The sequence below is a fragment of the Alcanivorax sp. DG881 genome (assembly GCF_000155615.1).
GTDB lineage: Bacteria > Pseudomonadota > Gammaproteobacteria > Pseudomonadales > Alcanivoracaceae > Alcanivorax.
Genome location: NZ_DS989915.1, coordinates 3,613,796 through 3,639,260, shown reverse-complemented (window position 1 = coordinate 3,639,260; position 25,465 = coordinate 3,613,796). Strand labels below are relative to the sequence as shown.

General features: G+C 58.8%; 24 protein-coding genes and 3 tRNA genes. 8 read left to right on the top strand and 19 right to left on the bottom strand.

What is annotated here, in order from left to right:
- Window positions 1-14: 14 nt before the first annotated feature.
- The 3 genes from ADG881_RS16480 to ADG881_RS16470 all read right to left on the bottom strand — a co-directional run bounded on the left by ADG881_RS16480 (window position 15) and on the right by ADG881_RS16470 (window position 4,390).
- On the bottom strand, window positions 15-2,681 hold the full coding sequence (locus ADG881_RS16480) for a bifunctional glycoside hydrolase 114/ polysaccharide deacetylase family protein (RefSeq protein ID WP_232211743.1): 2,667 nt from the start codon (window positions 2,679-2,681) through the stop codon (window positions 15-17).
- Window positions 2,682-2,940: 259 nt separating this feature from the next.
- Entirely contained in the window at window positions 2,941-3,501 is a 561-nt protein-coding gene (locus ADG881_RS16475; protein ID WP_007150416.1) for an HNH endonuclease, read from the bottom strand.
- 310 nt (window positions 3,502-3,811) lie between these two features.
- Window positions 3,812-4,390: a DUF3047 domain-containing protein gene (locus ADG881_RS16470; protein ID WP_007150016.1), complete on the bottom strand. Its 579-nt coding sequence runs from the start codon at window positions 4,388-4,390 to the stop codon at window positions 3,812-3,814.
- A 127-nt stretch (window positions 4,391-4,517) separates the two neighbouring features.
- Between ADG881_RS16470 and ADG881_RS16465 the strand changes: the two genes are divergently transcribed.
- Both ADG881_RS16465 and ADG881_RS16460 read left to right on the top strand, forming a co-directional pair.
- Complete coding sequence (locus ADG881_RS16465; RefSeq protein ID WP_007151117.1) at window positions 4,518-6,113, top strand: GMC family oxidoreductase; 1,596 nt, start codon at window positions 4,518-4,520, stop codon at window positions 6,111-6,113.
- A 374-nt stretch (window positions 6,114-6,487) separates the two neighbouring features.
- On the top strand, window positions 6,488-8,134 hold the full coding sequence (locus ADG881_RS16460) for a hypothetical protein (protein WP_007150423.1): 1,647 nt from the start codon (window positions 6,488-6,490) through the stop codon (window positions 8,132-8,134).
- A gap of 311 nt (window positions 8,135-8,445) precedes the next feature.
- Here ADG881_RS16460 and ADG881_RS16455 read toward each other — a convergent pair whose 3' ends face one another.
- The gene (locus tag ADG881_RS16455; protein ID WP_232211742.1) at window positions 8,446-9,981 is read right to left on the bottom strand and encodes an adenylate/guanylate cyclase domain-containing protein; all 1,536 of its coding nucleotides are present in this window, start codon (window positions 9,979-9,981) and stop codon (window positions 8,446-8,448) included.
- Between the two features lie 179 nt (window positions 9,982-10,160).
- Between ADG881_RS16455 and ADG881_RS16450 the strand changes: the two genes are divergently transcribed.
- From ADG881_RS16450 to ADG881_RS16430, 5 genes are all read left to right on the top strand, one after another.
- Window positions 10,161-10,718: a nitroreductase gene (locus tag ADG881_RS16450; protein ID WP_007149120.1), complete on the top strand. Its 558-nt coding sequence runs from the start codon at window positions 10,161-10,163 to the stop codon at window positions 10,716-10,718.
- A complete protein-coding gene (locus ADG881_RS16445; RefSeq protein WP_039926997.1) occupies window positions 10,715-11,167 on the top strand; it encodes a YiiD C-terminal domain-containing protein in 453 nt (150 codons plus the stop codon). Before ADG881_RS16450 ends, ADG881_RS16445 begins: the two co-directional genes overlap by 4 nt.
- Window positions 11,164-11,610, top strand: a complete 447-nt coding sequence (locus ADG881_RS16440; protein ID WP_007149698.1) for an MAPEG family protein — start codon at window positions 11,164-11,166, stop codon at window positions 11,608-11,610. Before ADG881_RS16445 ends, ADG881_RS16440 begins: the two co-directional genes overlap by 4 nt.
- Window positions 11,611-11,701: 91 nt before the next feature.
- Window positions 11,702-11,789 (top strand) — tRNA-Ser (locus ADG881_RS16435).
- Window positions 11,790-11,968: 179 nt separating this feature from the next.
- Window positions 11,969-13,447 carry an AbgT family transporter gene (locus ADG881_RS16430; RefSeq protein WP_007149026.1) on the top strand — a complete coding sequence of 493 codons (1,479 nt, stop codon included), beginning with the start codon at window positions 11,969-11,971 and terminating at the stop codon, window positions 13,445-13,447.
- 209 nt (window positions 13,448-13,656) lie between these two features.
- Here ADG881_RS16430 and ADG881_RS16425 read toward each other — a convergent pair whose 3' ends face one another.
- The 7 genes from ADG881_RS16425 to ADG881_RS16395 all read right to left on the bottom strand — a co-directional run bounded on the left by ADG881_RS16425 (window position 13,657) and on the right by ADG881_RS16395 (window position 17,728).
- Window positions 13,657-14,025, bottom strand: a complete 369-nt coding sequence (locus ADG881_RS16425; protein ID WP_007149348.1) for a DUF4870 domain-containing protein — start codon at window positions 14,023-14,025, stop codon at window positions 13,657-13,659.
- A gap of 43 nt (window positions 14,026-14,068) precedes the next feature.
- Window positions 14,069-14,893, bottom strand: coding sequence for an NADPH-dependent 7-cyano-7-deazaguanine reductase QueF (queF, locus tag ADG881_RS16420; protein WP_007151626.1), 825 nt, complete (start codon window positions 14,891-14,893; stop codon window positions 14,069-14,071).
- Between the two features lie 65 nt (window positions 14,894-14,958).
- On the bottom strand, window positions 14,959-15,732 hold the full coding sequence (locus tag ADG881_RS16415; protein WP_007150736.1) for an ABC transporter permease: 774 nt from the start codon (window positions 15,730-15,732) through the stop codon (window positions 14,959-14,961).
- Window positions 15,729-16,661, bottom strand: a complete 933-nt coding sequence (locus ADG881_RS16410) for an ABC transporter ATP-binding protein (RefSeq protein WP_007150517.1) — start codon at window positions 16,659-16,661, stop codon at window positions 15,729-15,731. The genes ADG881_RS16415 and ADG881_RS16410 overlap by 4 nt, the downstream gene beginning before the upstream one ends.
- 51 nt (window positions 16,662-16,712) lie before the next feature.
- Window positions 16,713-17,378 carry a histidine phosphatase family protein gene (locus ADG881_RS16405; RefSeq protein ID WP_007148373.1) on the bottom strand — a complete coding sequence of 222 codons (666 nt, stop codon included), beginning with the start codon at window positions 17,376-17,378 and terminating at the stop codon, window positions 16,713-16,715.
- A 164-nt stretch (window positions 17,379-17,542) separates the two neighbouring features.
- Window positions 17,543-17,618: transfer RNA gene (locus ADG881_RS16400), tRNA-Gly, on the bottom strand.
- A 34-nt stretch (window positions 17,619-17,652) separates the two neighbouring features.
- Window positions 17,653-17,728: transfer RNA gene (locus tag ADG881_RS16395), tRNA-Glu, on the bottom strand.
- Window positions 17,729-17,913: 185 nt separating this feature from the next.
- Here ADG881_RS16395 and ADG881_RS16390 point away from each other — a divergent pair.
- The gene (locus ADG881_RS16390) at window positions 17,914-18,567 is read left to right on the top strand and encodes a glutathione S-transferase family protein (RefSeq protein WP_007151352.1); all 654 of its coding nucleotides are present in this window, start codon (window positions 17,914-17,916) and stop codon (window positions 18,565-18,567) included.
- Window positions 18,568-18,703: 136 nt separating this feature from the next.
- On the opposite strand, the gene ADG881_RS16385 is transcribed toward ADG881_RS16390, so the two are convergent.
- The 8 genes from ADG881_RS16385 to ccmA form a co-directional block, all read right to left on the bottom strand.
- A complete protein-coding gene (locus ADG881_RS16385) occupies window positions 18,704-19,210 on the bottom strand; it encodes a GDYXXLXY domain-containing protein (protein ID WP_007151062.1) in 507 nt (168 codons plus the stop codon).
- Window positions 19,207-20,550 (bottom strand): DUF2157 domain-containing protein, encoded by a 1,344-nt coding sequence (locus ADG881_RS16380; protein ID WP_007148903.1) that lies wholly within the window; start codon window positions 20,548-20,550, stop codon window positions 19,207-19,209. Before ADG881_RS16380 ends, ADG881_RS16385 begins: the two co-directional genes overlap by 4 nt.
- A gap of 171 nt (window positions 20,551-20,721) precedes the next feature.
- A complete protein-coding gene (locus ADG881_RS16375; RefSeq protein WP_007149327.1) occupies window positions 20,722-22,209 on the bottom strand; it encodes a RimK family alpha-L-glutamate ligase in 1,488 nt (495 codons plus the stop codon).
- Window positions 22,210-22,432: 223 nt separating this feature from the next.
- Complete coding sequence (gene ccmE, locus ADG881_RS16370) at window positions 22,433-22,891, bottom strand: cytochrome c maturation protein CcmE (protein WP_039926991.1); 459 nt, start codon at window positions 22,889-22,891, stop codon at window positions 22,433-22,435.
- Window positions 22,875-23,129: a heme exporter protein CcmD gene (gene ccmD / locus ADG881_RS16365; protein ID WP_007148908.1), complete on the bottom strand. Its 255-nt coding sequence runs from the start codon at window positions 23,127-23,129 to the stop codon at window positions 22,875-22,877. Before ccmD ends, ccmE begins: the two co-directional genes overlap by 17 nt.
- A 1-nt stretch (window position 23,130) precedes the next feature.
- Window positions 23,131-23,889, bottom strand: coding sequence for a heme ABC transporter permease CcmC (gene ccmC / locus ADG881_RS16360; RefSeq protein ID WP_007148604.1), 759 nt, complete (start codon window positions 23,887-23,889; stop codon window positions 23,131-23,133).
- Window positions 23,890-23,954: 65 nt separating this feature from the next.
- Window positions 23,955-24,623, bottom strand: a complete 669-nt coding sequence (gene ccmB / locus ADG881_RS16355) for a heme exporter protein CcmB (RefSeq protein WP_007151004.1) — start codon at window positions 24,621-24,623, stop codon at window positions 23,955-23,957.
- Window positions 24,620-25,273 carry a cytochrome c biogenesis heme-transporting ATPase CcmA gene (ccmA, locus tag ADG881_RS16350; RefSeq protein WP_083787493.1) on the bottom strand — a complete coding sequence of 218 codons (654 nt, stop codon included), beginning with the start codon at window positions 25,271-25,273 and terminating at the stop codon, window positions 24,620-24,622. The genes ccmB and ccmA overlap by 4 nt, the downstream gene beginning before the upstream one ends.
- Between the last annotated feature and the right edge of the window lie 192 nt (window positions 25,274-25,465).

Sequence of the window (25,465 nt, the reverse complement as noted above, 5' to 3'; positions counted from 1 at the left end):
GAACCCGCAGCCGTTCAGTGCGGACATTGTAGCCGTAGCTCATTGAGCTCACGCGCCGCACTCCTGTAGTGGTAGAGCCGGCCTTCCCTGCCGGCAGGTTTCAGTGTTTTTCCCTGATGAGACAACGTGCAGCCCCGGGCATTGCCCAGGGAAAACGCCAGCGACGTCATGGCTTCCAGAGAGAAGCGCAGGTTTCGCCCGTCGCGGGAAAAAGTCGTCAGCCGGCCATTCGCCTGCTGCAAATACGGCACCCGGCTGCCGTTCTCGCTGGATGCCTGGCCTCGCCAATGTGCCTGCTCACCGCTCAAATGCACATAACGTCCGGGCTTGTCCTCGCGGTAGCCGGCCACACCACTGCTTTGTGCCAAGGCGGGAAGCGCCAGCCCGTCCGGCAATCGTAACGTACGTAGCTGGCCGTTGCCCTGAATCCACCATTGATCGCCCCGGCGGCCGATCACCATGTCGTTGAAATCCAGCACTTTGCGGCTGTAGTCCGATGCGAACAGCGGAAAATACGGCTGATCGCTGGCCCATTGGTACACCCGCCGCAGGGACTCCAGTGACGCATTCTTGCTGGCAATATAGGTGTGGTAGTAAATATCCACCGGCTTGAAGCGATGAGGCGTTTCGGTCAGTTTGAAGGTTTCAATAACCCGCTCAAAGCCGTAGAAAGGCCCGGTCCAGTTATTGGTATAAATATTTTCGTTCTGGTTGGGCGCGTAGACCTGATACTCATCCCCTTTCGGGATACCAATGCCCTTCACCAGTGTCCAGGTGGGCGCGCTGTTGGTAATGGTCGTGTCGCTGCCGTTCATGTTCAACAGCCCACCTTCACGGGCCGCTTTCAGCGCTTCCGGTGTGGGAATGGTGTCACCGCTCCACAGCACCATGCGGGTCTTCTTGCCGGGAGGTAACAGCTCGCGCTCGATATAATTGGCCGAGCCCACCACTTCGCGCACCGGGTCCATGCGGTAGTCCGGCAGCGGTAGCCGCAGCTGCCCTTCCGGCCCGTACAGCTCCCCGGGGTTTGCCTGGGCGTCGTACCAGAAAAAGGGATGCGAGTAAGTGTGCGTTGCCGCTTCCACATGGGGCAGGGCAAACACGGCACGGGCAATACGCTGCAGTTCGGGGGCCATTTTGGGGTACAGCCCATCGCTGGACACTTCCCCTTCAATCACGGAGATGGTGGTGGGAATATCAAATTTCTCGAGAATTTCATCCAGCAGCACCAGGGCATCCGCCCGCCCGCGGTACCCTTCCACTTCTGCCAGGCTGGGGAAACCATCGCCGTCCATGTGCGCAAACAACAGTCGCCGCCCGTTTTCGGTGGTCACGTCCGGAATAGGCATGTCGGGCAATTGCAGGGCTTCGCGGGTAAAACTGAGCGGGTTCAACACCCAGCGATCCATGCCGTCGCCTTGCACGCCGGGCAAAATGGAACGAATCAGAAAGGGCTGGAAGGCGTAACCGCCCCAGGGGGTTGTCGCTGCGGGGGTAAACGTCTGGTTCTCGCTGCGTAATTTTAACCAGGGAGTGGCGTTGTCGTTGTCCACCGGCGCAGACAGCTCCAGCAGTTTCGGCAACGGAATCTCAAAGCCCATGTCCGGGTGCTGAGAGACAATCTGTGGCGGACTTGCCGGTGTGTTGCGCGACTCAAAACCGAAGTCCCGAGCATGGGGGCCCTGCGGGTCAATGGCAGGATACCCCAGCATAAGGATGGGCACACCGGCCTCTTTCTGTTGCGCCAGCCAGTCTTCAAAGCCATCACTGGCGACTTCCGAATCTTCCAGCCAGATAACAATGCCCGCGTAGCGGCCGGCCAGTGTGCCCGCCGGCATGGGCGCATCCACCGCACGAATATCCGGCACCAAGCCCTGAAACTGCAGGGGCATCAGCCCGTAGCGCACCGCATCGGTCAACTCCCAGGTGCGCTCCGAGCTGCCGCCGTACACCAGCAGCACCTGGCGGGGCAGGATTTCCAGCTCCCCCACGCCCATCATGTCCAGCGCCGGGTTAGTGACCCAGGGGATGACGTTGTGTTGGGCAATGTCGCTGGCGATCTTGCGCGCCTGGTCACGGGACGCAGGAGGCGCATAATCAATGGCGATAGTGCTGACGCCATAACGCTCACGGACCTGTTCAAACTGGCCCAGCAGCCAGGCCCTGTCTTCCTCCGGGACAGCAGTAAACTGATCCTTGTCCGGCAACCACCGCTGGTAGAGGGACTCGGCCGCCACCGCATCCACCCGGGCCTGCACCAGCGGCATCAGTTCGAAACCACGGTTAAAAATAAAACCCGCCTGGGGATGGCGCTCGGCGATGGCATTAATCAGCGCTGCCAGCCCCTGCCGCTGGCGTTCACGCTCGGCCTCGTCTTTGGCAACCAGCTGGTAACTGTCCAGGGTATCGAGGAAAAAGCCACGGTAGCCTTGGGCCCAGAGCGGCTCGATCACCGCATCGATAAAATAACGGCGTAGCGCCGGAGAAGATTGATCAAGAATGAACGAGCCCCAGTCCGGGTTCTCTCCCAGCAACCAGGCCTTGTCCAGCCCGGCAAAATAATGCCGTTGGGCCAGCACCTCACCCAGGCTCACGTAGGCATAGAAGTCATCGTCCCGATACGCCTGCGGCACGCTGTCGGCCTGGTCCGGCTCCACCACAGGAAAGTCATACGCGGCCAATGAAGGCCATGGAATATCCGGGCCGTAATAAAAAGCCGCCGTTTTGGAATCAGTCCCGCTCTCTACCGCGCTGGCGGCAACAGCAATCAAGCAGCAGAAAGAGAAAATAACGTGGCGAATGGATTATCCCCTGGGCAATAAAATGCGAACGCGATTTCAGTGTAACTGAATTGCCATCAAGACAAAGTGAAATATGGTAAGTGGAACAGTGGCGGGATAAATAAAAACGCAGCGGCCTCTGCATTTTTTACATTTTGTTTTATAACAACCGGCTTTCTTTACCAAACTGACTGCGCAGAAACTCCATTTGATCGCCGCGAATACGGTGGCTGTTAATCAATGCCAGGTATTCCGCCATATTCGGCACATAGGGCAATGCCAGTAATTCCATTTCGATTTCGTCAAGCCGATGACTGCCCTTGCGCTGGTTACAACGCCGACAGGCTGATACCACATTCAGCCAGCGGTCCCTGCCCCCCCGCGAAGTGGGCACGATATGATCACGGGTGAGCACGTTTTCAGGAAACGGTTTGCCACAATAAAGGCACAGATGCTGGTCGCGACGGAACAACGCCCGGTTGGTCAAAGGCGGTGCTGGGCGCTTGTGATTATGGGTCACGCCATCGCAGGCGATGATCGAATGCAGCGACAGGCAGGAGCGGGTACCCGTAAGGCGACTGGTGCCGCCGTGCAGCTGGAAGATCACATCCCCCAGCGTCCAGGTCACCAAGCCGCGCGCATACAGGGTGGCGGCCATTTGCCAGTCGAGCCACTCGACCGGTGTACCGGCTTTATCCAGACGCAGAATCCGTTCACTCATGGGCAACCTCAGCAATGTGATCAGGCACGGCTGTGTCAGATATAAACGTAAAGTAATGACGATTCTGCGACACAAGGGGCGGCAGCAAGGGACAGGGAGAGGCAGGGGCACCGTCCGGCACGGACCGGCGGAGGAAAGTGAATTGCCTGTGGCTGTGTATGAACACGATGGCAGCGCCTTTACCCGGTTATCTCTGATTAATCTGCCTCGACAGGCTAATCACAAACACCGGATTGAATAAATAATAAACAGCTCGCGGTGATGGCCGCAACTTTCTTTATCCTCCCTTATCCCTCGCTTATCCGTTTCTTCACTCTCGTTCATCCTGTGCAGCAGCACGAAACACCGGCAAACGGTAACAGCTCATTACCCGCGTGCCGGTATTATCGCCATCCGTCATGATCGCCACGGCATCCACCACATCCACCTCCATGCCATGAAAGCGCTTGAAATCAGCCTGCACATTGCGCGAGAACCGGTGCCAGGGGCCAGCACCACCCGGCCCCTGCACCACGACCATCTCTGCCTGGCTGGCAAACGGGTTGGGCCAATGGGCGCCAGGCTCAGCGTCACGGGACCAGACATAGTTGATGGCGCGCGTCTGCCAGGGCAACCAGCCTTTTTTCACCACGTACACGCGAGCCTGAAAGTCATCCCCCGCCTTGGTTTTCTCCAGCGTGTCAGGCCAGGGCGGGATGACTTCACCCTGCCACTGCCAGATCAGCCAGGGTGTCTGGTTGAGATCCACCTCCTGCTCCCTCACCAGGCCCGAGGCCGTTCCTTTCGCAAGAGCTTGCCAGCAACCGTTCACTTGCCGGTACTCCGTATGCCCCGCGAACTCCACTTCCCTCCAGCCCTGCGGCGCGCCCGAAACCGCCAGAACAGGCATTAGGGCCAAAGACAGCGCCACCCAGCGTGGTATACATTGGACTTGCCGGTCACAAACAAACCTCGTTTTCATGGGCCAAATTCCTAGAATGCTCTGTTTACTGTGCCATTAGCCGAAGGCAGACACCATGCAGTTTGATTACATCATTGTCGGCGCCGGTTCTGCCGGCTGCGTACTCGCCAACCGCCTTTCCGAAAATCCGAATAATCGCGTATGCCTGCTCGAAGCCGGCCCCGCCGATAACAGCCTGTTCATTCGCATACCGGCAGGCATCATTTTGATGATGCGCTCCAACGCGCGGAACTGGCGTTACTACACCGTACCGCAGAAGGCCCTCAACAACCGTCAGCTTTATATTCCCCGCGGGAAGACCCTGGGCGGCTCCTCCGCCGTTAATGCCATGTGCTACACCCGGGGCCACCAATCGGACTACGACCACTGGGCGGCCCTGGGTAACAAGGGCTGGGGCTTTGACGACGTGCTCCCTGTTTTCAAACGCTCTGAGCATTATGAAGGCGGTGAAGGCCCCTTCCATGGCACCGGCGGCAAGTTGAACATCGCCGACCTGCGTTTCACCCACCCGGTGAGCAGTGCCTTTATCAAGGCCGGCGTGGAAGCCGGCCACCCCGCCACCGACGACTTCAACAATGATGTCCAGGAAGGCGTGGGCATGTATAAGGTCAACCAGAAGGATGGGGAGCGCTGCGGCGTGTCCAAGGCCTACCTGCACCCGGTCATGGATCGCCCCAACCTGACCGTGCTCACCAGTGCACTGGTAAACCGCATCCTGTTCGAAGGCAAGCGCGCCATTGGTGTGGAAGTGGAACACAACGGGCAGATTCGTACCCTGAAAGCAGACAACGAAGTCATCCTGTCCGGCGGTGCGATCAACTCTCCCCAGGTACTGAAATTGTCCGGGGTGGGCCCGGCTGCCGAGCTGGCCGAGCACAACATCCCGCTGGTTCATGAGCTACCCGGTGTCGGCGAAAACCTGCAGGATCACCCGGATGCTCTGGTGGTGCACAAGAGTCTGCGCAAGGACACCCTGAGCCTGGCCCCCGGCGCGCTGCTCACCACTGGCCTGAAAGGCATCTTCAATTTCTTCTACCGCCGTAATGGGCAGCTTACCTCCAACGTGGCGGAAGCCGGCGGGTTCATTAAATCCCGCCCGGAAGAGACAATCCCGGACCTGCAGCTGCACCTGACCGCGGCCAAGCTGGACAATCACGGCCTCAACACCCTGTTCAGCATGGGCTACGGCTATTCCGGCCATGTCTGCATCCTGCGCCCGAAAAGCCGTGGCAACATCACCCTGCGTGATGCCAACCCGCGCTCACCAGCGCTGATCGATCCGCGCTTCCTGGAGCACCCGGACGACATGGAAGGCATGGTTCGCGGCGTTAAGGCCCTGCGCAAGATCATGGCCCAACAGGCGCTGAATGACTGGCGCGGCGAAGAGCTCTTCCCGGGCAAGGACACGCAGAGTGATGAAGAGATCCGCGAGTTCTTGCGCCAGAAGTGCGACAACATCTATCACCCCGTGGGCACCTGCAAAATGGGCAGTGATGACATGGCAGTGGTGGACGCGGAACTGCGCGTACACGGCCTGGAAGGCCTGCGCGTGGTAGATGCTTCCATCATGCCGACACTGATTGGCGGTAACACCAATGCCCCGACCGTGATGATTGCCGAAAAAGCGGCTGACGCCATTCTCGGCAAGTAACAAAGCAACAAGCAGCAACGCTGGTTGAGAGCGGGGGGACGGACGCCACACGGCAACCGCCCCGCCTGCGAAGAATGGGTAGGAGTTCCCTTCCAGGGGACGAACCGTGCGCAGCGAGGCAACAGAGGCACCGGGTTCCCCTTTTTGCTGACCTGTCGAACCCGGATGCCTGACCGGCCCTAGCTCGGATTCATCCCTCAAGAGGAACGCCTACAGCGGCTTCGTAGAAAACCCGAAAGCTGGAGCACGTTTCCAGCCTTTACTATCTATCATGCTGTAGCTCGCAACTCGTCGCTTGTTTCACCCTACTGTCATATTTATTTTACACACTGCCCCCCTTCTGGTGATTGCGTGATATCCGTTTGGGGGGATGTATGGTCGATGCAGTTTCATCACCGCGTGCACAATTGGTCGAGTTGCTGTGGCAGCTTAAACAGAATTTTGATCAGGAAAATGACAGCAGCTTGCGGTTTGTTCATTTCAACACGCTGCTGAACGACCCGGTCTACCGAGCGGAAATCATTACCCGCGCCATTCAAAGTGACAACCGAAAAATCCGGGCATTGGGGCTGAAGCTGCAGGAAGCCAATCGGGACGGCGTGTTGCTCCACAAACGCCCTTCCGCCAGCCTGCCGACCACACTGACCAACCCGGATATCGCGGAAACCCTGGGCCGCCGACAGACAACCACCGGCAAACCGTCAGGCATGTATGCCTGGCTGGCCCTTGCCCTCGTGGTGCTGTGTATAACGGGGTACTTCGCCTATAACCCGGTACGGCAAATGATCGCCGGACAGCAAACCATAAAAGGCTCCCTGTTCGGGCAGAACACCTGGCATGCCGGCACCACCTGGGTACTGGATGGCATTGTCTATGTGGAAGCGGGCGGCAGCCTGACCATCGAGCCGGGCACACGCATTGAAGGCAAACCCGGCTCCGCCCTGGTGATTACCCGGGACGCCACCCTGTTTTCCCGTGGTCAGGAAAACGCACCCATCGTATTCACCAGCACCCAACCGGAAGGCACCCGTACCGCCGGTGACTGGGGCGGTGTAGTCATGCTCGGCAGCGCGCCGGTGAACGTGGCCAACGCGCATATTGAAGGCATTCCCGACGGCGATACCCGGGGAGCCTTTGGCGGCAGCGATGCGGACAGTTCCTGCGGTGTGATGGAATACACTCGCGTGGAGTTCGCCGGCTTCGAGGTCTACGCCAACAATGAATTGAATGGCCTGACCCTGGGTGGCTGCGGCAGCAGCACCATTGTTCGCAATGTGCAGGTCCATCGCGCGCTGGACGATGGTATCGAAGTGTTCGGTGGCACAGTGGACCTCAAGCACATCATTATTACCGGCGCCGCGGATGATTCACTGGACTGGGATATGGGCTGGCGTGGCCGGGTGCAGTTTCTGGTGGCGCAGCAGCATGCCAATGTGGGCGACAATGCCTTTGAAGGCGATAACCTCAAGGCGAATCCGGATGCCACGCCCATTTCCGCCCCGGTCATGTATAACGTGACCCTGATCAGCCCGCGCAGCCATGAAAAATACCACCGTGCGATGACCCTCAAAGTGGGCACCGGCGGGCATTTCAATAACATGATTATTGACGGCTTCTCCGGGGAAACCATCGACCTGAAAGGCGGCGAGACCGTGCGCCGGATTCAGGAAGGCGAGCTCACGTTCAACAGCATGATGGTTCATAAGGTCGGCAACCGGGGCCTGACGTTCTTCGACGCAGAAAGCATGGACAATGATGACGACAACGGTTTTGACGAGCGCCGTTATTTCCAGAGCCGTACCGTGGGCGCCCAGTTTGGCACCGACCCGCTGCTGACCCGTGATGCGACCAGCACGTCCCACCCGGATTTTGCCCCCACCTCACGCTCTCCTGCACGCAATGGCGCCACGGCGATTCCGCAGGGAGAGTTCTGGGATGAAGCAGCGGATTATCTCGGTGCCATGCGCCCGGGCAGCGCGCAGACGTGGGCAGACAACTGGACAGCGTTCCCGTTGAATTAGGGAGCCTCTGAATGTCGGCTTACGGCTACGCCTAAGCCGACCTACGGGGCTGTCCGCGATACATCGAAAGTGCAAAGTGAAAAAGCTGAAAAGGAAACCGGGAGCCGACACCTGCGCTCCTTCGCTGGCGCTACTGTAGGAGCCCAACTTGAGGGGCGAACCGAGCGTAGCAAGGCGACAAAAATCCGAGCCTACCCGCAACGTTTCATGAAACCTGCCAAGCTCGAACACCCCGATCTTTCTGCGCTAGCGTCATCCCAGGGAAAGAAGTTTTCAGGTTTTCCTGTCTATGTTCCGTAGCGTGTAGCGGATTAAACTCTCACCTCGGTCTGCACTTTTTTCGCAGCGCGACCCATCATCTCGATGACTTTTTCACGGTCACGTTTTCTCATGATGTCGCTCTGCACGTGCAGACTGAAGCCTTCCGCTTCATAGTCCACGGCCACCGTTTTGTCCTGTTTCAGGTCCGTGGCGGAACGGGCCAGGGTGCGTAAAATCGTGTTCTTGTCGAAATTACGGATGCGCTCCAGATCGATGTGGATGCCAAACCCATCGGTTTGCGCAGACACATAACGGTTCTTTGCCCCCGCATCCCGTTTGGCACCCAACGCCTCGAACACCGGTATCGGCCGGTTAAACCCCTTCACCTGAATGTCGCCCATGCTGCGGCACTGAATCCGGTTATTCACCAGCGCCTGGGTCTCCTCCGAGATCAACACGCCACCTGGCCGGCAGGCCGATTCCAGGCGGCTGGCCAGGTTCACATCCGTGCCCAGAATGGTGTAATCCATGCGCGAATCGGTACCAAAGTTGCCCACCGTGGCGTAACCGGTATTGATGCCAATACGGATTTCCAGCTTGTGGTCGATGCCTTCGCGCTGCCAGCGCTGGCGCAGCAGCTTCATTTGTTCCTGCATCTCGATGGCCATCAATACACACCGATACGCATCTTCCTGGGCGCCTTCGCTTTTCGGATCGCCAAAAAAGATCATGACCGCGTCACCAATGAATTTATCGATGGTGCCACCGTGACGCAGGGCAATACGCGTCATCTCGCTCAGGTAGGTGTTGAGCATTTTGGTAAGCGTGGTCAGCGGCAGCTCTTCGGAGATGGCACTGAATCCCTTGATGTCGGAAAAGAACACGGTCAGGCGCTTGCGTCGGGTTTCCAGCTTGGCGTCACGTTTGCCGGAAAAAATCGATCCCCATACCTGGGGCGGCAGGTACTTGGCCAGCTTGCGGGACATATCCACCGCCTGCTTCTGCTGGCGTCCCACCAACTCCTGTGCCTGCTTCAGGTAACGGGCCTGCAGGTGGGCAAACGCGGAGGAGGCGCCCACATAGATACCCAGGCCAAGCATGGAAATAACCGACAACAACACCGGCGTCTGTTCCGGCGACAGCACCTGAAAGCCCAGCATCCAGCCCATCAGCAGGGCGCCGACCCCGGTCATCAACACATTCAGCAACCAGGGCTTGAGACCACCACTGCTGACGGAGTTGGCATGCACAATAATCAACAACACCATGGCCGGCACCAGCGCAAAGTGCAGCAAGGCACAGACCAGCCCAATCACCATGGCATCAGCCTGCATTAACAACTGGTGAACGGTTTTGGTGGGCCGGTCCTGCTTGTCGAACAGGAACAACAACCCCTGGGCGGACATGGGATAGATGAGCAGCCCGGCCACCCCCAGCATGTACAGCTCGGGGAACAGGTTCAGCTTCAGGCCCGCCATCAGAATCATGGCGGCCACCAGAAAAGCCAATAGCCGGATGTAGTTTGCCTGACGGCGCGCCCGCTCCATGGGGCCCAGCTGGGGGCGGCGAGCTTTCTTTTTCGTCATGGAGGTCATGTGAACGGTTTCACGCGATTTCTGCGAAGCTTAGCGGTTTCCCTTCTAAGAAAAAAGACTGGGATGACTAAAGGTCTGCTATTCCCTGCCACCGGAAAACCGGCACACCCTGCAACTGGGACTCATCTGCAATTCGGGCTACCATGGCGCCGTTGTAATAGGAGCCCTGAATGGACACCCTCACCGCCCTGACCACCCGTGTATCCGCCCCGCGCCTGGAAGCCCCCGGCCCCAGCGATGAGCAACTGGACATGTTGCTGCGTGCCGCCATCCGCGCCCCGGATCATGGCCTGCTGCGCCCCTGGCGCTTCATCGTTCTACAGGGCCGCCAGCGCGAGCGCCTGGGCGACATCATGGTCGCCCACCTGCTTGAGGAACAACCCGACGCCGATAACCGCGCCCGGGACATCGCCCGCAACAAGGCCCTGCGTGCCCCTACCATTATCGTCGCCGTGGCCGAAGTGACCGAAGGCCACAAGATTCCGGTCTGGGAACAGGTGCTGGCGGTGGGTGCGTCAGTGCAGAACATGATGCTCGCCGCCTACGAACAGGGTATTGGCGCCATGTGGCGCACCGGAGCCATGGCCAATTCCACCCTGGCCAAGGAAAAGCTCGGCTTCGCGGCCAAGGATCAGGTCGTCGCCTACCTGTACCTGGGCAAACCCGTGGGCAGCCTGAAATCCCTGCCCAACGACAGCCCCGCTGATTTCATCCGCGAACTGCCATGATGGATCTGGCGAAGTTGGCAGAACAGGTGCGCGATGCCATTCCGCTTACCCGGCATCTGGATTTTCAGCTTGAGACCTTCGATGGCCAGTCGCTGACCCTTACCGCGCCACTGGCACCCAACCACAACGACAAAGGCACCTTCTTCGCTGGCAGCCAGTCGGCCCTGCTGACCCTGGCGGGCTGGAGCCTGACGACCCTGTTAGCCCGGCAAGCGGGGGCAACAGCGGATGTGGTTGCCGTTGAAACCGGGCTGAAGTACCTGCTGCCGCTGGACAGCGACATGCATATCACTGCCTCAGCCAGCGCCGACGACATCCACCGCTTCGAGCAGCGGCTGCAACGCCGCGGGAAAGCCACACTGTCAATTTTGGCGCAGGGTACCAGTGCCAACGGTACACAGGTCTGCGAATATCAGGGTCTTTATCTTGCGAGGATCGGATTGCCATGACTGCTGACATCACCATTCTTACCACTCACCTTTATTTGCTTGCGTATGCGGGCTGGGCACTGTTTCTGCTTATCCTGCTGATCACCGCCCGCTCCCTGGCCGTGTTGAGCGGCAAGAGCAAAGCGGACGGGTTTCCGCCCTACCACTACAACCCGGCCTGCCCGCTCAACCGGCTGCATCGCGCTTACCAGAACACACTGGAATTGCTCGGCGTTCTCATCGTTGTCGTAGCCACCGCATTGTGGCTCGGCAACACTGCACTGAGTGACACCCTCCTGCCCTGGATCGTTGCCGCCCGTGTGGCCCAGAGCACGATCCATCTGGTTGGCGTCAATCACTGGCTGGTACAGATTCGCTTTGGCTTCTTCCTGGTGCAGGTCGCCCTGGTCAGCTGGCTGGCCGTGGATCAAGCCTGCTCTTTGTTGTCACTGCTCAAACCCTGAGCAACCGGCGGCGGGACGCTTGCCTCCCGCCGCGCCCTCCGGTACTCTACGCGCCCTCAAGAGTTGCCCAGTGCGCTGTTGACGACAATCTGGTGAGGTGTCCGAGTGGCCGAAGGAGCACGCCTGGAAAGTGTGTATACCGCAAGGTATCGAGGGTTCGAATCCCTCCCTCACCGCCAAACATGAAAAGCCCCGCAAACGCGGGGCTTTTTTTATGCTGCTTTCGCGGCCGCAACACGTCCGGCTCCGCCGGATGGTTTCGATCGCATCAGGTTATCCTGCCCCTCCTATTACCGTTACTTGCCCGGGATTCCCCCCAGTCGCTAAAGTAGAGAGTTCATTTTCAGGGGAAACCTTCATGACCCGCACCCATGGCTGGCTGGCTCGGCTGGAGCAACTGGGCAACCGACTGCCCCACCCCACCTTGCTGTTTGTCTGGCTGTGCCTGCTGCTGCTTCCCCTTACCGCATTGCTGGGCGCACTGGATATCACCGCCGTCCACCCCCTGACCGACGACACCATTACCGCCCGCTCGCTGCTCGACGGTGACGGCCTGCGCTACCTGTTCACCACCCTGGTGGGCAACTTCACCAGCTTTGCTCCATTGGGCGTGGTGCTCGTCGCCATGCTGGGCTTGGGGGTGGCAGAACAATCAGGCCTGCTTTCCGTGAGCCTGGCCAGCCTGGTAAGGCGCGCCTCCGGCAGCACCCTGGTGTTCACCGTTGCGTTTGCCGGCGTGCTCTCCAGCCTGACCGTGGACGCCGGCTATGTGGTACTCATTCCCCTGGCCGGGCTGGTATTCCAGCTGGCTGGACGCTCTCCCATCGCCGGTATCGCCACCGCCTTTGCCGCCGTTTCCGGCGGCTTCAGCGCCAACCTGCTAGTGGGGCCGGTGGACGCGACCCTGGCCGGGCTGTCCACAGAAGCGGCGCATATTATTGCCCCGGAACGCACCGTGGATGCCACCGGCAATTACTGGTTCATCATCGCCTCCACCTTTCTTGTGACCGGGCTGGTGACACTGGTCACAAGGAAGCTGACCGAACCCCGGCTGATGCATTCCGCTGCAGCGACGGCCGCCTCCCCGGAGGTGCCACATACTCATCCCCGCGCCATGCGGTGGACGGGTTTAACCCTGGTGGTGCTGCTCGCCGGGCTGGCGTTACTGGTACTGCCAAGTGACGCGCCACTGCGCCACCCGGAGACCGGCGGAGTGCTGGGCTCGCCATTCATTCATGGCCTGGTGGTCATCGTGGCATTGATTGCGGGGATCTGCGGAGCAGTGTACGGCCGGGTCAGTGGGCAATTTCGCAGCAGTGGTGACATTATTACCGCCATGGAAACCACCATGGCCTCCATGGCCGGGTATCTGGTGCTGATGTTCTTTGCAGCGCAGTTCGTGGCCTGGTTTAACTACAGCCAGCTGGGCCTGCTACTGGCAGTGAAAGGCGCCGCCTGGCTTGGCGCACTGACCATGCCCAAAGTGGTTCTGCTATTGCTGTTTGTCATGCTCACTGCGCTGACCAACCTGATGATCGGCAGCGCCTCAGCCAAATGGTCCATTCTCGCCCCGGTCTTCATTCCCATGCTGATGCTGCTGGGCATTTCCCCCGAAGCCAGCCAGGCGGCCTACCGGGTTGGCGATTCCAGTACCAATATCATCACCCCGCTAATGCCCTACTTCGTGCTGGTCCTGGGCTTCGCCAGGCGCTATCAACCGGACACCGGCATCGGCACCTTGATTGCCCTGATGCTGCCCTACAGCCTGACATTGCTGCTGGGGTGGTCGGTGCTGTTGGGCGTGTGGATCGGGTTTGGCTGGCCGCTGGGGCCGTAGCAACTCACCTCGGCGCAGGAGCGTCGCTCGCGGCGCGATCACCAAACTCAATTCCGAGAGACGAGAGACGAGAGACGAGAAGCGAGAAGCGAGAAGCGAAAACCTGACTTTCCCAACGTCCAGATTTGGATTTTCGGAACTCGCTTCTCGCAACTCGTCACTATTGATCTATCGCGCCGCAAGCGACGCTCCTACGATGAGGATGGAGGCTATTTGATCAACCGAATCGTCAGCGGATAACGGTAGTGCTCTCCACCATTGGCCTTTACGGCAGCCACGATGGTCATCACCAACCAGAAGATACCAATAATCGGCAGCAGGATGGCGCCAATAACCACGAAGGTGAGCAGGAAGGCGACAAAACCTGCGATGGAAATAGTGATATTGAAATTCAACGCTTCCTTGCCCTGATCGTCCACGAAGGCACTATCGTCTTTTTTAACCAGCCAGATCACCAGTGGCCCCAGAATATTGCCGAACGGAAATACCATACCGACAAAGGCCAACAGGTGGCATGCCAGACCGAGGCTCCGCTCTTCCTGCTTCGCCAGACCATTGCTGTTATTTTCTTCGCTCATTCAAAGGCTCCTTGTTGAAAAATAAAACCCGCCACCATCCTTGCTACTGACGAATGGTGCGACGGTTGGGGAGGGGTTGTTCGCTGTTGGAGCGGAACGGGTTGATATCAATGCCGCCCCGGCGAGTAAAGCGGCCGTACACGGTCAGGTGACGGGGCGAACACTGGGCCATCAGATCCACGAAGATCTGTTCGATAATCTGTTCGTGAAACCCCTGGTGATTACGCAGTGACACCACATAACGCAAGAAGCTGGCCGGGCTGATGGCACGGCCGGTATAGCGGATCACCACGGTAGCCCAGTCTGGCTGATCGGTGACCGGACAATGACTGCGCAGCAAGTGCGAATAGAGCTGGCCAGTCTGCTCGGAGCCCTGATCGCAGAGCAACAGATCAGGACGGTACTCATAATGCTCAAAGGACAGATCGATATTGTCCACACAGTCACCACGGTCTTCCCAGACGGGGAAACCGGCAGACTCTTGCAACGAATACAGCAGCACCTCGATATCGCCACCCACGGTGTGAGCCACATCTTTTTCGATGGCTGCACGCACTGCATCGCGGCTTTCAAAGCGGGTATTGGCAAACGAGTTCAGGTACAGCTTGAGCGACTTGGACTCGACAATATTGGGGGTGGTGCAGGGCACACGCAGCTCGCACATGGCCACCAGGGGCTTGCCCTTCTCGTTGAGCCAGGACAATTCGTACGCATTCCAGATATCGGTACCGTGGAACGGCAGTGTGGTGTCTTCCAGCTCCAGAGACTCGCGGGCATCCCAGCGCGGCACCGGACACAACAGCGAAGGCATGTACTCGTCAACATACTCGCTGGAGCGACCCAGCGGCGTTTCCTTCAGATAGCTCATGATAACCTCTTGGCACTCCCGTCCATGGGACTGACTTTAATCATAGCCGGATTTAACCGGTTTCGTTAGTGCCGAATACCGGTACCACGATGCAGCAACCACAGCGCGAATAAGTAGAAAGCGATCACAAACGCCAGAATGACGCCCAGCGAGGCATAAACATTCACGTCACTCACGCCCAGCACCCCGTACCGGAAGGCGTTCACCATATACACGATGGGGTTTGCCAGGCTCACGGTGCGCCAGAACTCCGGCAGCAGATCAATGGAATAAAACACCCCGCCCAGATACGTCAGCGGCGTCAGGATAAACGTGGGCACGATGGCGATATCATCAAATTTGGTGGCGAAGGTGGCATTGATGAAACCGCCCAATGCAAACAACGCTGCGGTGAGCACCACCACCGTGATGGTGATAAAGACATGCTGCATGGACAGGTGAGTAAAGAACAGGCTGAGCAGGCTGACAATCAGCCCCACCAGCATGCCACGCACCATGCCGCCAACCACATAGCCATTGAGAATCACATGGGACGGCATCGGCGAGACCAGCATTTCCTCAATGGAATGCTGGAACTTGGTGGAAAAGAATGAGCTCACCACGTTGCCGTAACTGTTCTGGATTACGCTCATCATGATCAGCCCGGGCACGATGTACTGCATGTAATCGAACCCGCCCATATCCCCGATACGACTGCCAATCAGGTTGCCGAAAATCACGAAATACAACGTCATGGTGATTGCCGGTGGCAGCAGGGTCTGCGGCCAGATACGGGTGAAACGGCGAATTTCCTTGGTCACCAGGGTCAGGAACGCCACCCATTGCTCGCGTGCACTCATGAGGCTTGCTCTCCTGGCAGATTTTGCTCGACCAACCGCACAAACAATTCTTCCAGCCGGTTTGCCTTGTTACGCATGCTCATGACCTCAAAATTGAGTCGGGCCAGCTCCACAAACAGGGTATTGAGGCTTTCGCTTTTCGGCACCGCCACTTCCAGGGTCTTGGCATCGCGCAGCCATACCTCAAAACCTTCCAGCTGCGGAGCCTCGGTCACCGGCCGGGCCAGGTCCAGAACAAAGGTCTCCACCTGCAGCTGTTCCAGCAGGGATTTCATGTCCGTATTTTCCGCGATCATGCCATGATCAATAATGGCGATATGCCGACACAGCGACTCGGCTTCTTCCAGGTAGTGCGTGGTCAAAATGATGGTTTTGCCTTGCTCATTCAGGCGGGTAAGAAAATCCCACATGGAGCGACGCAGCTCGATATCCACGCCAGCGGTAGGCTCATCCAGAATCAGCAGTTCCGGCTCATGAACCAGGGCACGGGCAATCATCAAGCGCCGCTTCATGCCCCCGGACAAGGTCCGCGACTGTTTGTCGCGTTTGTCCCACAGGCCCAGTTGGCGCAGGTATTTTTCTGCCCGCTCACGGGCCAGAGGCGCCGGAATGCCGTAAAACCCGGCCTGGGTCACCACAATATCGAACACTTTTTCGAACTGATTGAAATTGAATTCCTGGGGCACCACACCAATCTGCTTCTTGGCCAGGGACCGCTGGGTATCCAGAGAGTAACCGAAGATACTGACGTCCCCGCCGGTTTTGTTCACCAGCGAGCTAATCACACCAATGGTGGTGGATTTGCCAGCGCCGTTGGGGCCCAGCAAGGCAAAAAAGTCGCCCTTCTTCACCTCCAGATCAATGCCTTTAAGCGCTTGCACGCCATTGGCATAGGTTTTGGTCAAATTGCGAATTGTCAGCGCGGACAAGGCACACCTCGTCAGAAGTCGGTAAACGGAGAGATCGGTTTAGAAATGTGGTTACAACGCACGGTGGCCGTGATCACCACGCCATATCCAGTGAAGCTGGCCGCCACTGAACCACAGCCACAGCCCTTCCATCATCCAGGGCCAGTCATCCTCGGTAATACGCCGATGCCCGTGAAGCTCGGCCACCAGCACGGCAAGAATGGTGTCGTGGGTCACGTGCACATTCAGGTGCCCCGGGGCCGGTTCGCGCTCACTCAGGTAGCGCGCCAGCTTGGCGCGGCCTTCCGCCGGCGACAGCATGCCCTCAAAGGGTTGCTGCAAGTGCTGATTAAGGAATTTGAACGCCCCCATTTTCAGGAACGTGGGGCCAACCTGGTTCAGGTCTTCCACGTAACAGCCTGGCTCTACCAGGGTGGTGTCGGTCGTAATCTCGGGAATCGTCTCAAGCAGCCCTGCCTTGCGGGCCCCTTCAGCCATGGCCTTGGCGGTGTTCACACAACGCCCCACCGGGCTGGAAAAGAACGCATCCACCGGACGCGCCAACTGGCTACCCCACTCCCGGGCCATATCGATGCCTTCCGGCGTCAGGGGCAGGCGGTAATCCGCAAAACCGTTCTTGGCCAGTTCACGCACAGAGTGCCGCGTCAGCAAATGAACGGGTTTGTCCTGCGGTAACAGGTTAAGGGCTTCCAGCAATCGCGGGTGTAGGCGCGCCATAGTCTCTTCACTTTGGGTCAGGCCTTAGTGTACGGAGCGCCATAGCGAAAGCAAACCATGAGAGGGGGATTAGGTGTGGGTCACGTGTATGCGTGTTGCGTGAAGCGCGTTGCAGCCGCAGAGCGGCACAAAAAAAAGGGACCCGATTGGGTCCCTTTCTTGTTTGGAGCGGGAAACGAGATTCGAACTCGCGACCCCGACCTTGGCAAGGTCGTGCTCTACCAGCTGAGCTATTCCCGCTAAACTTGCTGCCAGCTAATCACTAGCGAATTAGTGGCGTCCCCTAGGGGAGTCGAACCCCTGTTACCGCCGTGAAAGGGCGGTGTCCTGGGCCACTAGACGAAGGGGACCCGGGCTTGACTTGGTACGTCAAAGCGGCGCGTAGAATAGGTATCTGCCGGGCAATCGTCAAGGAAAAATTTTGTCGCAGACCATCATTGACCCGAAAAAGTCATGCTGCTCTAGTAATGACGCGCTATAACCCTGCCGATTCCATCAAATTGGCGAAAAAACATTCACTTATCGGGAGAGAAACATGTCCATCAAGCTGTACGGGGCCGCCCTGTCACCTTTCGTCCGCAAGACCCGGGTTGCTCTGGCACTGAAAGGGATCGAATTCGAATCCGTCCACATTGACCCTAACAACACCCCGGAGGGCTATGAAAAGATCAGCCCCATGAAACGGATTCCTGCGCTGGAAGTGGATGGCCAGTTCCTGGCTGACTCCGCTGCCATTTGTGCCTGGATGGAAAAGACACACCCGCAACCGGCGCTCTACCCCAGCGACGCCATGGAAATGGGCCAGACCATCTGGTTTGAGCGTTTCATCGATTACGACCTTGCCATGCGCTGCACCTTTGCGGTGTTCCGTAACCGCGTGGTGATGCGGCTGCTCGGCAAGGAATGCGATGAAGAACAAGTCCAGCATGCCCTGACCACCACTATCCCGCCGCTATTCGCTTATCTGGAAAAGACCCTGGACGGCCGCGAGTTCCTGGTGGGCGACAACATGACCATCGCCGATATTGCCCTAGCCAGCCAGATGGTGAACTTCCGCCATGGCGGCGAAGTGATCGACCCGGCCAGCTACCCGAACCTGGCTGCACACATTGAGCGCATGCACGCCCTGGCGCCCTTCGCACAAACCATCGAGAAGGAATCCGGCTTTATCCAGAAAGTCATGGGGTGAAGCAATTAATAATTAATAGTGAATAATTAATAACGACGCGTGAAAGCGCGTATAAACCTGAAACGCAAGAGGCCGCGCCCAAGCCATGGAAGCGGCCTCTTGCGTTTCAAAAGCAGGAAACCTGGATCGCGCGTTATTAATTATTAATTGCCTTTGCCTCCACTGTCACCAGCGCGGCTTTGCCGTTAGGTGCCACACGTACCACCGCCACCGCGCTATCGCGCAGCTGTCTCTCCAGCGCCAGTGCTTTTTCCTTGGGGGCGAACAACGCCTCAATGCCATACTTCACGGTATTGCCTGCGCTCCAGGGCTGGCCGGCCACGCGACCCCGAAGGTACAACCCGGTTTCCGGCTCAGCAGCCTGGGGCTCACCGCCGCGCCACAGCGCTTCATTCGGCTGTTTTTCCAGAGGCAAATACACCACATCGCCCGGCCGCAAATCTGACGCTTCCACGGTGCTGAAGTCATAACCCAGGCGGGCATAATTGCCGCGGAACAGATCTCGCGGGTCCACCGGCCGGGTTTCCAGGCGGATTTCCTCACCGACCCACAATGGATAAACCCCACCGAGGAACACCCCGGCCATCACCACGACCTGTAACCCAAGGGCCACCATCAATCCCATCACATGACAGCGCTTCATGATTGCCCCTCCCCGGCGGCGACGGCCTTGCCTGCCGCCTCCTGACTGTGTTGTCGCCGCCAGAAGCGGGCAGCGCCGTATAGCACCGCGGCGGCCACCAGGAACATGGCCGCCGCCCCCAGATAGTCCCCGAACAGATCCAGATAACGCATCAACGCCAGCAGCAGTATCAACACAATGCCGCTATAGAAGTATTGGGTCAGCCCGCGCTTGAGACCTTCCTGAATCAACACAATGGCAGACAGCAGCGCCAGCAGATTCACCGCCACCACAAACAGCCATGCCGCATCCCCACGCGCCATTTCAGTACCCCCAAAGGCATGAATACCCAGCAACAAAAAGGGCAACAGCATCACCAGCAGGCGGGGGCCACTGGATCCCAAACGACGAACGACCACCCACACAGACGCCAACAGCGCCGCCAGCAACCCGGCCCACAACCCCGGATCGGCCAGCCCGACCAGCTCATGCAGATACCCTTCGGAAAACTCCCTGAATGAGAACATCAGCAGCAACAGTAAATAGCCACGCAGTGACCACAGCCCCACCAGGCTGCCTGAGCGTCGCAGATAATGAGCCTCGCTTTGCGCCGCCCAGTGGCTGAATGCATACAGTAACGCCAGCAAGCCCATATTCAGGGACAGGTGGCCGGCTTCAAAATCCGGCCCCCAGCCGTCACCGTACACCCAACCGAGTAGCAGGTTCAGCCAGCTCACCAATACCGCAATGACAACCAGCAACAGGCCTCCGGAATGCGCCCGCAGGGCAATGGCACCCGCCACGCCCAGAAACAGCACCATGGCCCAGGGCGGCGTGTATTGACCTTGCGCCCCCATCCACAGAAACGCCACGGCCAACATCAACAGCGCCAACAACCGGCTGCGTACCAGCCAGGCCATGGGCGCTACCCCCAACGCCCAGTAGAACAGGCCATCGGGAAAGTGTTCGCCCAGGTGATAAATCTGTGCGATCAACATGATGGAGGCGCCGTAGCTGATCCCGCCCAGAAACAACCAGCCGCTGCCCTCCCCCTGCTTCAGATAACCCCGGATGCCGATCAGGTTCAGCGTAATGGTGGTGGCGATCAGCCCCAGCATGCGCACCGCACGGGGAATCTCTTCCCAATTGGCGGACACCAACAACAGTATCGCCAGACCCACGAACAACATCGCCACGGTGACCAGCACCTTGTAGGCCAACGAGCTGTCAGCATCGTCGTCCAGCCGGGTGCCATAGCGGGCCAGGATCCGGTTACCCTGGTCTTCGCTGATATCCCCGTCGGCCACCCACTGGCGGCATTCGCTACGCAGCTCGCGCCGCAATAAACCAAGCAGTTGCATGCAGAATCCCTGTGCTTTTTTCCGATCAGACAGCAAGGAAGACGCAAAGGCAATCCATGTGGGTAACCGGGGATGTCACGGGGTGTTCAACAGGAAAGGGACGGCGAGTAACGAAAACCGGTAACCGAACGGGCTTTTCGCGACTCGTAGCCCGCTTCTCGTCACTCACCTTTATACCGGCAGGCCGATGCGCTTGGCCTCCAGACGTCGCAGGAATTCCAGCATCACCTGCCGATACAGGTCTTCACCCAGCCAGGCATCCTCCACCCCGGCATCGATATTGGGATTGTCGTTCACCTCGATGACGACCACATCATCGCCGGATTGCTTCAGGTCCACCCCATACAAGCCATTCCCCATTAACCGGGCGGCCTTTAAGGCGGCTTTGAGCACCCTGGGCGGCACTTCCTGCACCGGCAAGGTTCGGCTGTTGCCGGTCTCGGTTTTACCGCCACTCTGGTGATGGTAAATCTGCCAGTGCCCCTTGCTCATGAAATACTGACAGGCAAACAACGGGCGATGGTTCAGCACCCCGATGCGCCAGTCGTAATCGGTGTACATGAACGCCTGCGCCAGCACCACGGAGGACTGTTTCAGGTAACCACGCAACGCCTCTGCCAGCGCTTCACGGGTGGCCACCTTGCTGATCCCCCGGGAAAAACTGCCATCCGGAATTTTCAGCACCATGGGCAGTTTCAGTTCTTCAACCAGCTGGTCGATCTGGGCGTCATCGTCGCTGAACACAAACGCGGTTGGCGGCACAGGAACGTTATTGGCGTGCATCAACTCCGCCAGATATATCTTGTTGGTGCAGCGCAGAATGGAGCCCGGATCGTCGATCACCACCATGCCTTCCTGCTCCGCCTTGCGGGCAAACTGGTAGGTGTGGTGATCCAGCGCGGTGGTCTCACGGATAAACAGGCCATCGTATTCGCCAAGGCGCGTATAGGCATCGCGACCCACCAGGTCGACCTTGATACCCAATTGCCGGCCCGCACGAACAAACCGCTTCAGGGCCGTCTTGTTGCTGGGCGGCAACGTCTCTTCCTCATTGACCAGCATGGCCAGCTCGTAGCGGTCGCCACGACGCCGGCGCGGGTTGCGCCACACTCGGGCATTGAACTGCTCCAACGCCCGGGCAAACGCATCCTCCTCGGCCCCTTTCAGCTGTTTCAGGGTCAGCGGTTTTAGCGCCTCGATGCCCCACTGCTCTCGGCGGCGAAAATCCACCTTCAACAACGGGCACGGCAGCTGGTCGAAAATCTGTCGGCCCAGGTCAGCCAGGCCTTCCTGCTCGGTATGCCCGAAGAACAACAGCAGACTGAAATGATCCCCACTGCCGCCCTTGCGTTTCATGGCCTTGTCCAGGACCGCTTCAAACTGACCAAAATGCAGGCCATAAAGCGCCTTGCGACTCAGGTCATTCACCGTGCGTACAGACGGCAGCACCCGCTGCCCCCGAGCTTCCGCCAGCAACGAGCAGTAATAACCCGGGCTCAGGTATTTATAGCTGCGGCACAGGTTGATTACCTGCACTTTCTTGTCGGTGCAGACCGGCTGCTGCGCTTGCAGGTAGTCCTTGGCAGACAGGAGATGGCGGGCGGGATAGTAGGCGGCCCAGTCGGCGGGATCGTCTACCAGAATGATGACCTGACTCATGAAAAGCCCTGACAAAAAGGGGGGCACCGCGACGGGGTGCCGATAGTGGCGAATTTAGGGCTTGTGGGAGGGTGAGAGCAAGGAAAATTAATAGTTAATAATGAATAATTAATAACGACGCGAACCGGCTCCTCCGGCCTCTAAACACAGAAGCCGCGTCCATGGTTTGGACGCGGCTTCTGCGGGAGGGAAACACCGCGCTATCACGCGACGTTATTCATTATTAATTATATTCGCCTGCCTTCTTCGCACCAGGATGCCCTGCCTTCTCCAGAGCCTCCTGCACTTCCGGTGGCATGTAGGTTTCATCATGCTTGGCCAGCACTTCCTCGGCTTCAAAGCGAGTTCGGCTCACCAGCGTGCCATTGGCCACAATGCCCTGCCCTTCGCGGAACAGGTCCGGCAGGATGCCCTGATAATGCACGGTGAAGCGCCCCTTGCCATCGGTGAGCCCGAAGGTAACGTCCAGGGTATCCGGGTTGCGGATTACCGTGCCGGGCTCTACCAGGCCGCCCACGCGCATCTGTGCATCCAGCGGCGCTTCCCCTGAAGCAATCTGCTGCGGGGTGTAGAACAGGTTGATGTTCTGACGCAGCGCATAAAACATCAAGCCACAGGCAATGCCCAGCCCGATCAGAACGGCGAGTACCACCAAAAGACGCTGCTTACGTACCGGATTCATCATCTACCTCAGGTTTTTGCTCAGTGTGTTGCTGGCGGCGCTGCGTTTCTTGAGCCTGCTCCTTGGCCAGGGCCTCAAGTCGCCACTGCCGCGCCAGCGTTTGGCGCACCTGTCCCTGCCCGCGCATCGCCAGCACCATGCTGGCAATAATCAGGAACGCGCTGATTCCGTAGGCGCTCCAGACATAAAAACCGTGTTTCCCCATGGCCAGGAAATCGGCAAGGCTATCGAAATACATACTATTGCCCCCCGCCCTTCACCAGCTTGCGCACCCACTTGCTGCGCCGCTCGCGCCACACCACTTCGGTGCGGGCTCGCACCAGTACATTGACCGCATACAGCAGCCAGGTTCCCAACATGCTGATCAGCAGTGGGTATTTCATGGCCGGGTTGATGGTGGATTCACCCACCAGTTTCAGGGTGGAGCCCTGGTGCAGGGTCTGCACCCATTCCACCGAATATTTCACGATGATCACATTGATCACCCCCACCATGGCCAACAAACCGGCGGCACGGGCGGCCTGGCGCGGGTCACGGATCACGTTCTGCAGGGCAATCACACCCACGTACATGAACAACAGAATCAGCATGGAGGTCATGCGGGCATCCCACTGCCAGTAGGTGCCCCAGGTGGGCTTGCCCCACAGCGCGCCAGTGGCCAGGGAAATGGCCGCCAGTGCCGCGCCGAAAGGGGCAATGGCCTTCATCATCACTTCCGCCATTTTCATGCGCCAGACCACGGCCACCAGGCCCGCCACGCCCATGGCCATGTAGCCCATCAGCGCACCGCTGGACGCAGGCACATGGATGAAGATGATCCGGTAGCTGTTGCCCTGCTGATAATCACTGGGGGCAAACGCCAGCCCCCAAACGATGCCCACCGTGAACACCAGTAGCGCAATGGGCGTCAGCCACGGCAGTAACGCAGAACTGAACGTATAGAAGTAACGCGGCGAACCGAGCATGTGGTACCAGCGTTTTATCGTTTGCCAAACCATTCAGACACCTACCTTCACCTACGTACTTTCAATACCGCCCGCTTTCCCGTCGGATAGCCACGCGTTTAATTCCCGGAACTGATTTTCAGGCCAGCGGCCACCGCCAGCGGCCCCAGGCTCACCGTCAGCGCCAGCAAGGCGCCAAGAATGGCCAGGATGCCATTCACCGCACCGCCGTCGACTGCGGCACTCACCGCTCCAGCGCCAAAAATCAGCACCGGAATGTACAGCGGCAGCACCAGCACCGCCAACAGAATACCACCCCGGTTCAGGCCCACGGTGAGCGCCGCGCCGATGGCGCCGATGATGGTCAGCGCCGGGGTACCCAGCAACAAACTCAGCATCACCGTGCCCAGCACCGCATCGGGCAGCTGCAGCATATGCGCCAGCACCGGGGAGATCAGCACCAGCGGCAAACCGGTCAGCAGCCAGTGCGCCAGCAGCTTGGCGCTCACCGGCACCACCGCCATCACCGGCGCGGTGAGCAACAATTCCAGCACGCCACTTTCCTGGTCGCGCCGGAACAGGCCATCCAGCGACAGCATCACCGCCAGCAGCGCTGCCACCCAGAGTACGCCAGGGGCCACCAGCGCCAGCAGTTCCGGTTTCGGCGATATGGCCAACGGAAACAGGCTGATCACCATGACAAAGAAAAACAGCGGATTAATGATTTCTGCCGGGCTGCGCCACAGCACCAATAACTCCCGGGAGAGGGCCGCACGGAACACGCTCATGCCAGCCCCCCTGACGTCACTTCTGCCTGCCCGTGGGCCAGATGCAGCCGCCGCACGCCATCGCCCACCTGGTGATGGGAGGTGTAGATCACCAACGCGCCAGCCTGAGCCGCCTGCTGGATCCGCTGGTCCAGCGCCGCCACGCCATCCTGATCGATGGCGGTATAGGGCTCATCCAGCACCCACACAGCCTTGTGCTCCAACCACAGACGCGCCAGGGCAATACGGCGTTTTTGCCCGGCGGACAAGTGCGCCGCCGGCACGTCTTCAAAACCTTGCAGCCCCACCGCTGCCAGCGCCGCCATGGGGTCGCCCCCCTGCTCGCTCAGCGCGCAGGCGTAACGCAAATTTTCCAGTGGGTTGAGCTCTTCACGTACTCCTGGCTGGTGGCCCAGGTAGAGTAATTCCTGTTGCCATTGAGGCTGCCACCACTGGCATACGCCCTCGTAGAAGCCGTGCAGCCCTACCAGAATGCGTAACAACGTGGTTTTGCCAGCGCCGTTGGCACCGGTGATCTGCCAGATTTCACCGGCCGATGCGGTCAGGCTCAAACCACTGAACAACAGCCGATCATCGCGCTCACAGCTGAGCTGCTCCAGCACAAGCCGGGGGGCGGTTTCGGCATCGGAATGGGTGGATGGCTGGCTCAAATCGGGCTCCCTAAAACAGCGCCGAAGTATAGCACGACAGTTCAAAACGGGCTTGATCGCCAGCAAGAAGCCGATAGCCTGTAGCTAGGGAGCCTCTGAATAACTCCTTGCATGCTCAGTCTTTCAGGATGGATCGCAATCTAGGCGCGTTTTTGAAGGTGTATGTCCATCCATCGAAAAAACGCAACAACG

Excerpts from the sequence above, each read along its gene's own strand:
- ADG881_RS16380 (WP_007148903.1), bottom strand. The coding sequence starts at position 20,550 with ATGCAACTGCTTGGTTTATTGCGGCGCGAGCTGCGTAGCGAATGCCGC.
- ADG881_RS16415 (WP_007150736.1), bottom strand. The coding sequence starts at position 15,732 with ATGAGTGCACGCGAGCAATGGGTGGCGTTCCTGACCCTGGTGACCAAG.
- ADG881_RS16455 (WP_232211742.1), bottom strand. The coding sequence starts at position 9,981 with ATGACGAAAAAGAAAGCTCGCCGCCCCCAGCTGGGCCCCATGGAGCGG.
- ADG881_RS16440 (WP_007149698.1), top strand. The coding sequence starts at position 11,164 with ATGACTGCTGACATCACCATTCTTACCACTCACCTTTATTTGCTTGCG.
- ADG881_RS16425 (WP_007149348.1), bottom strand. The coding sequence starts at position 14,025 with ATGAGCGAAGAAAATAACAGCAATGGTCTGGCGAAGCAGGAAGAGCGG.
- ADG881_RS16465 (WP_007151117.1), top strand. The coding sequence starts at position 4,518 with ATGCAGTTTGATTACATCATTGTCGGCGCCGGTTCTGCCGGCTGCGTA.
- ADG881_RS16390 (WP_007151352.1), top strand. The coding sequence starts at position 17,914 with ATGTCCATCAAGCTGTACGGGGCCGCCCTGTCACCTTTCGTCCGCAAG.
- ccmC (WP_007148604.1), bottom strand. The coding sequence starts at position 23,889 with ATGGTTTGGCAAACGATAAAACGCTGGTACCACATGCTCGGTTCGCCG.
- queF (WP_007151626.1), bottom strand. The coding sequence starts at position 14,893 with ATGAGCTATCTGAAGGAAACGCCGCTGGGTCGCTCCAGCGAGTATGTT.
- ADG881_RS16470 (WP_007150016.1), bottom strand. The coding sequence starts at position 4,390 with ATGCCTGTTCTGGCGGTTTCGGGCGCGCCGCAGGGCTGGAGGGAAGTG.
- ADG881_RS16385 (WP_007151062.1), bottom strand. The coding sequence starts at position 19,210 with ATGAAGCGCTGTCATGTGATGGGATTGATGGTGGCCCTTGGGTTACAG.
- ADG881_RS16430 (WP_007149026.1), top strand. The coding sequence starts at position 11,969 with ATGACCCGCACCCATGGCTGGCTGGCTCGGCTGGAGCAACTGGGCAAC.
- ADG881_RS16460 (WP_007150423.1), top strand. The coding sequence starts at position 6,488 with ATGGTCGATGCAGTTTCATCACCGCGTGCACAATTGGTCGAGTTGCTG.
- ADG881_RS16375 (WP_007149327.1), bottom strand. The coding sequence starts at position 22,209 with ATGAGTCAGGTCATCATTCTGGTAGACGATCCCGCCGACTGGGCCGCC.
- ccmD (WP_007148908.1), bottom strand. The coding sequence starts at position 23,129 with ATGTATTTCGATAGCCTTGCCGATTTCCTGGCCATGGGGAAACACGGT.
- ccmB (WP_007151004.1), bottom strand. The coding sequence starts at position 24,623 with ATGAGCGTGTTCCGTGCGGCCCTCTCCCGGGAGTTATTGGTGCTGTGG.
- ccmE (WP_039926991.1), bottom strand. The coding sequence starts at position 22,891 with ATGAATCCGGTACGTAAGCAGCGTCTTTTGGTGGTACTCGCCGTTCTG.
- ADG881_RS16405 (WP_007148373.1), bottom strand. The coding sequence starts at position 17,378 with ATGGCGCGCCTACACCCGCGATTGCTGGAAGCCCTTAACCTGTTACCG.
- ADG881_RS16450 (WP_007149120.1), top strand. The coding sequence starts at position 10,161 with ATGGACACCCTCACCGCCCTGACCACCCGTGTATCCGCCCCGCGCCTG.
- ADG881_RS16445 (WP_039926997.1), top strand. The coding sequence starts at position 10,715 with ATGATGGATCTGGCGAAGTTGGCAGAACAGGTGCGCGATGCCATTCCG.
- ADG881_RS16475 (WP_007150416.1), bottom strand. The coding sequence starts at position 3,501 with ATGAGTGAACGGATTCTGCGTCTGGATAAAGCCGGTACACCGGTCGAG.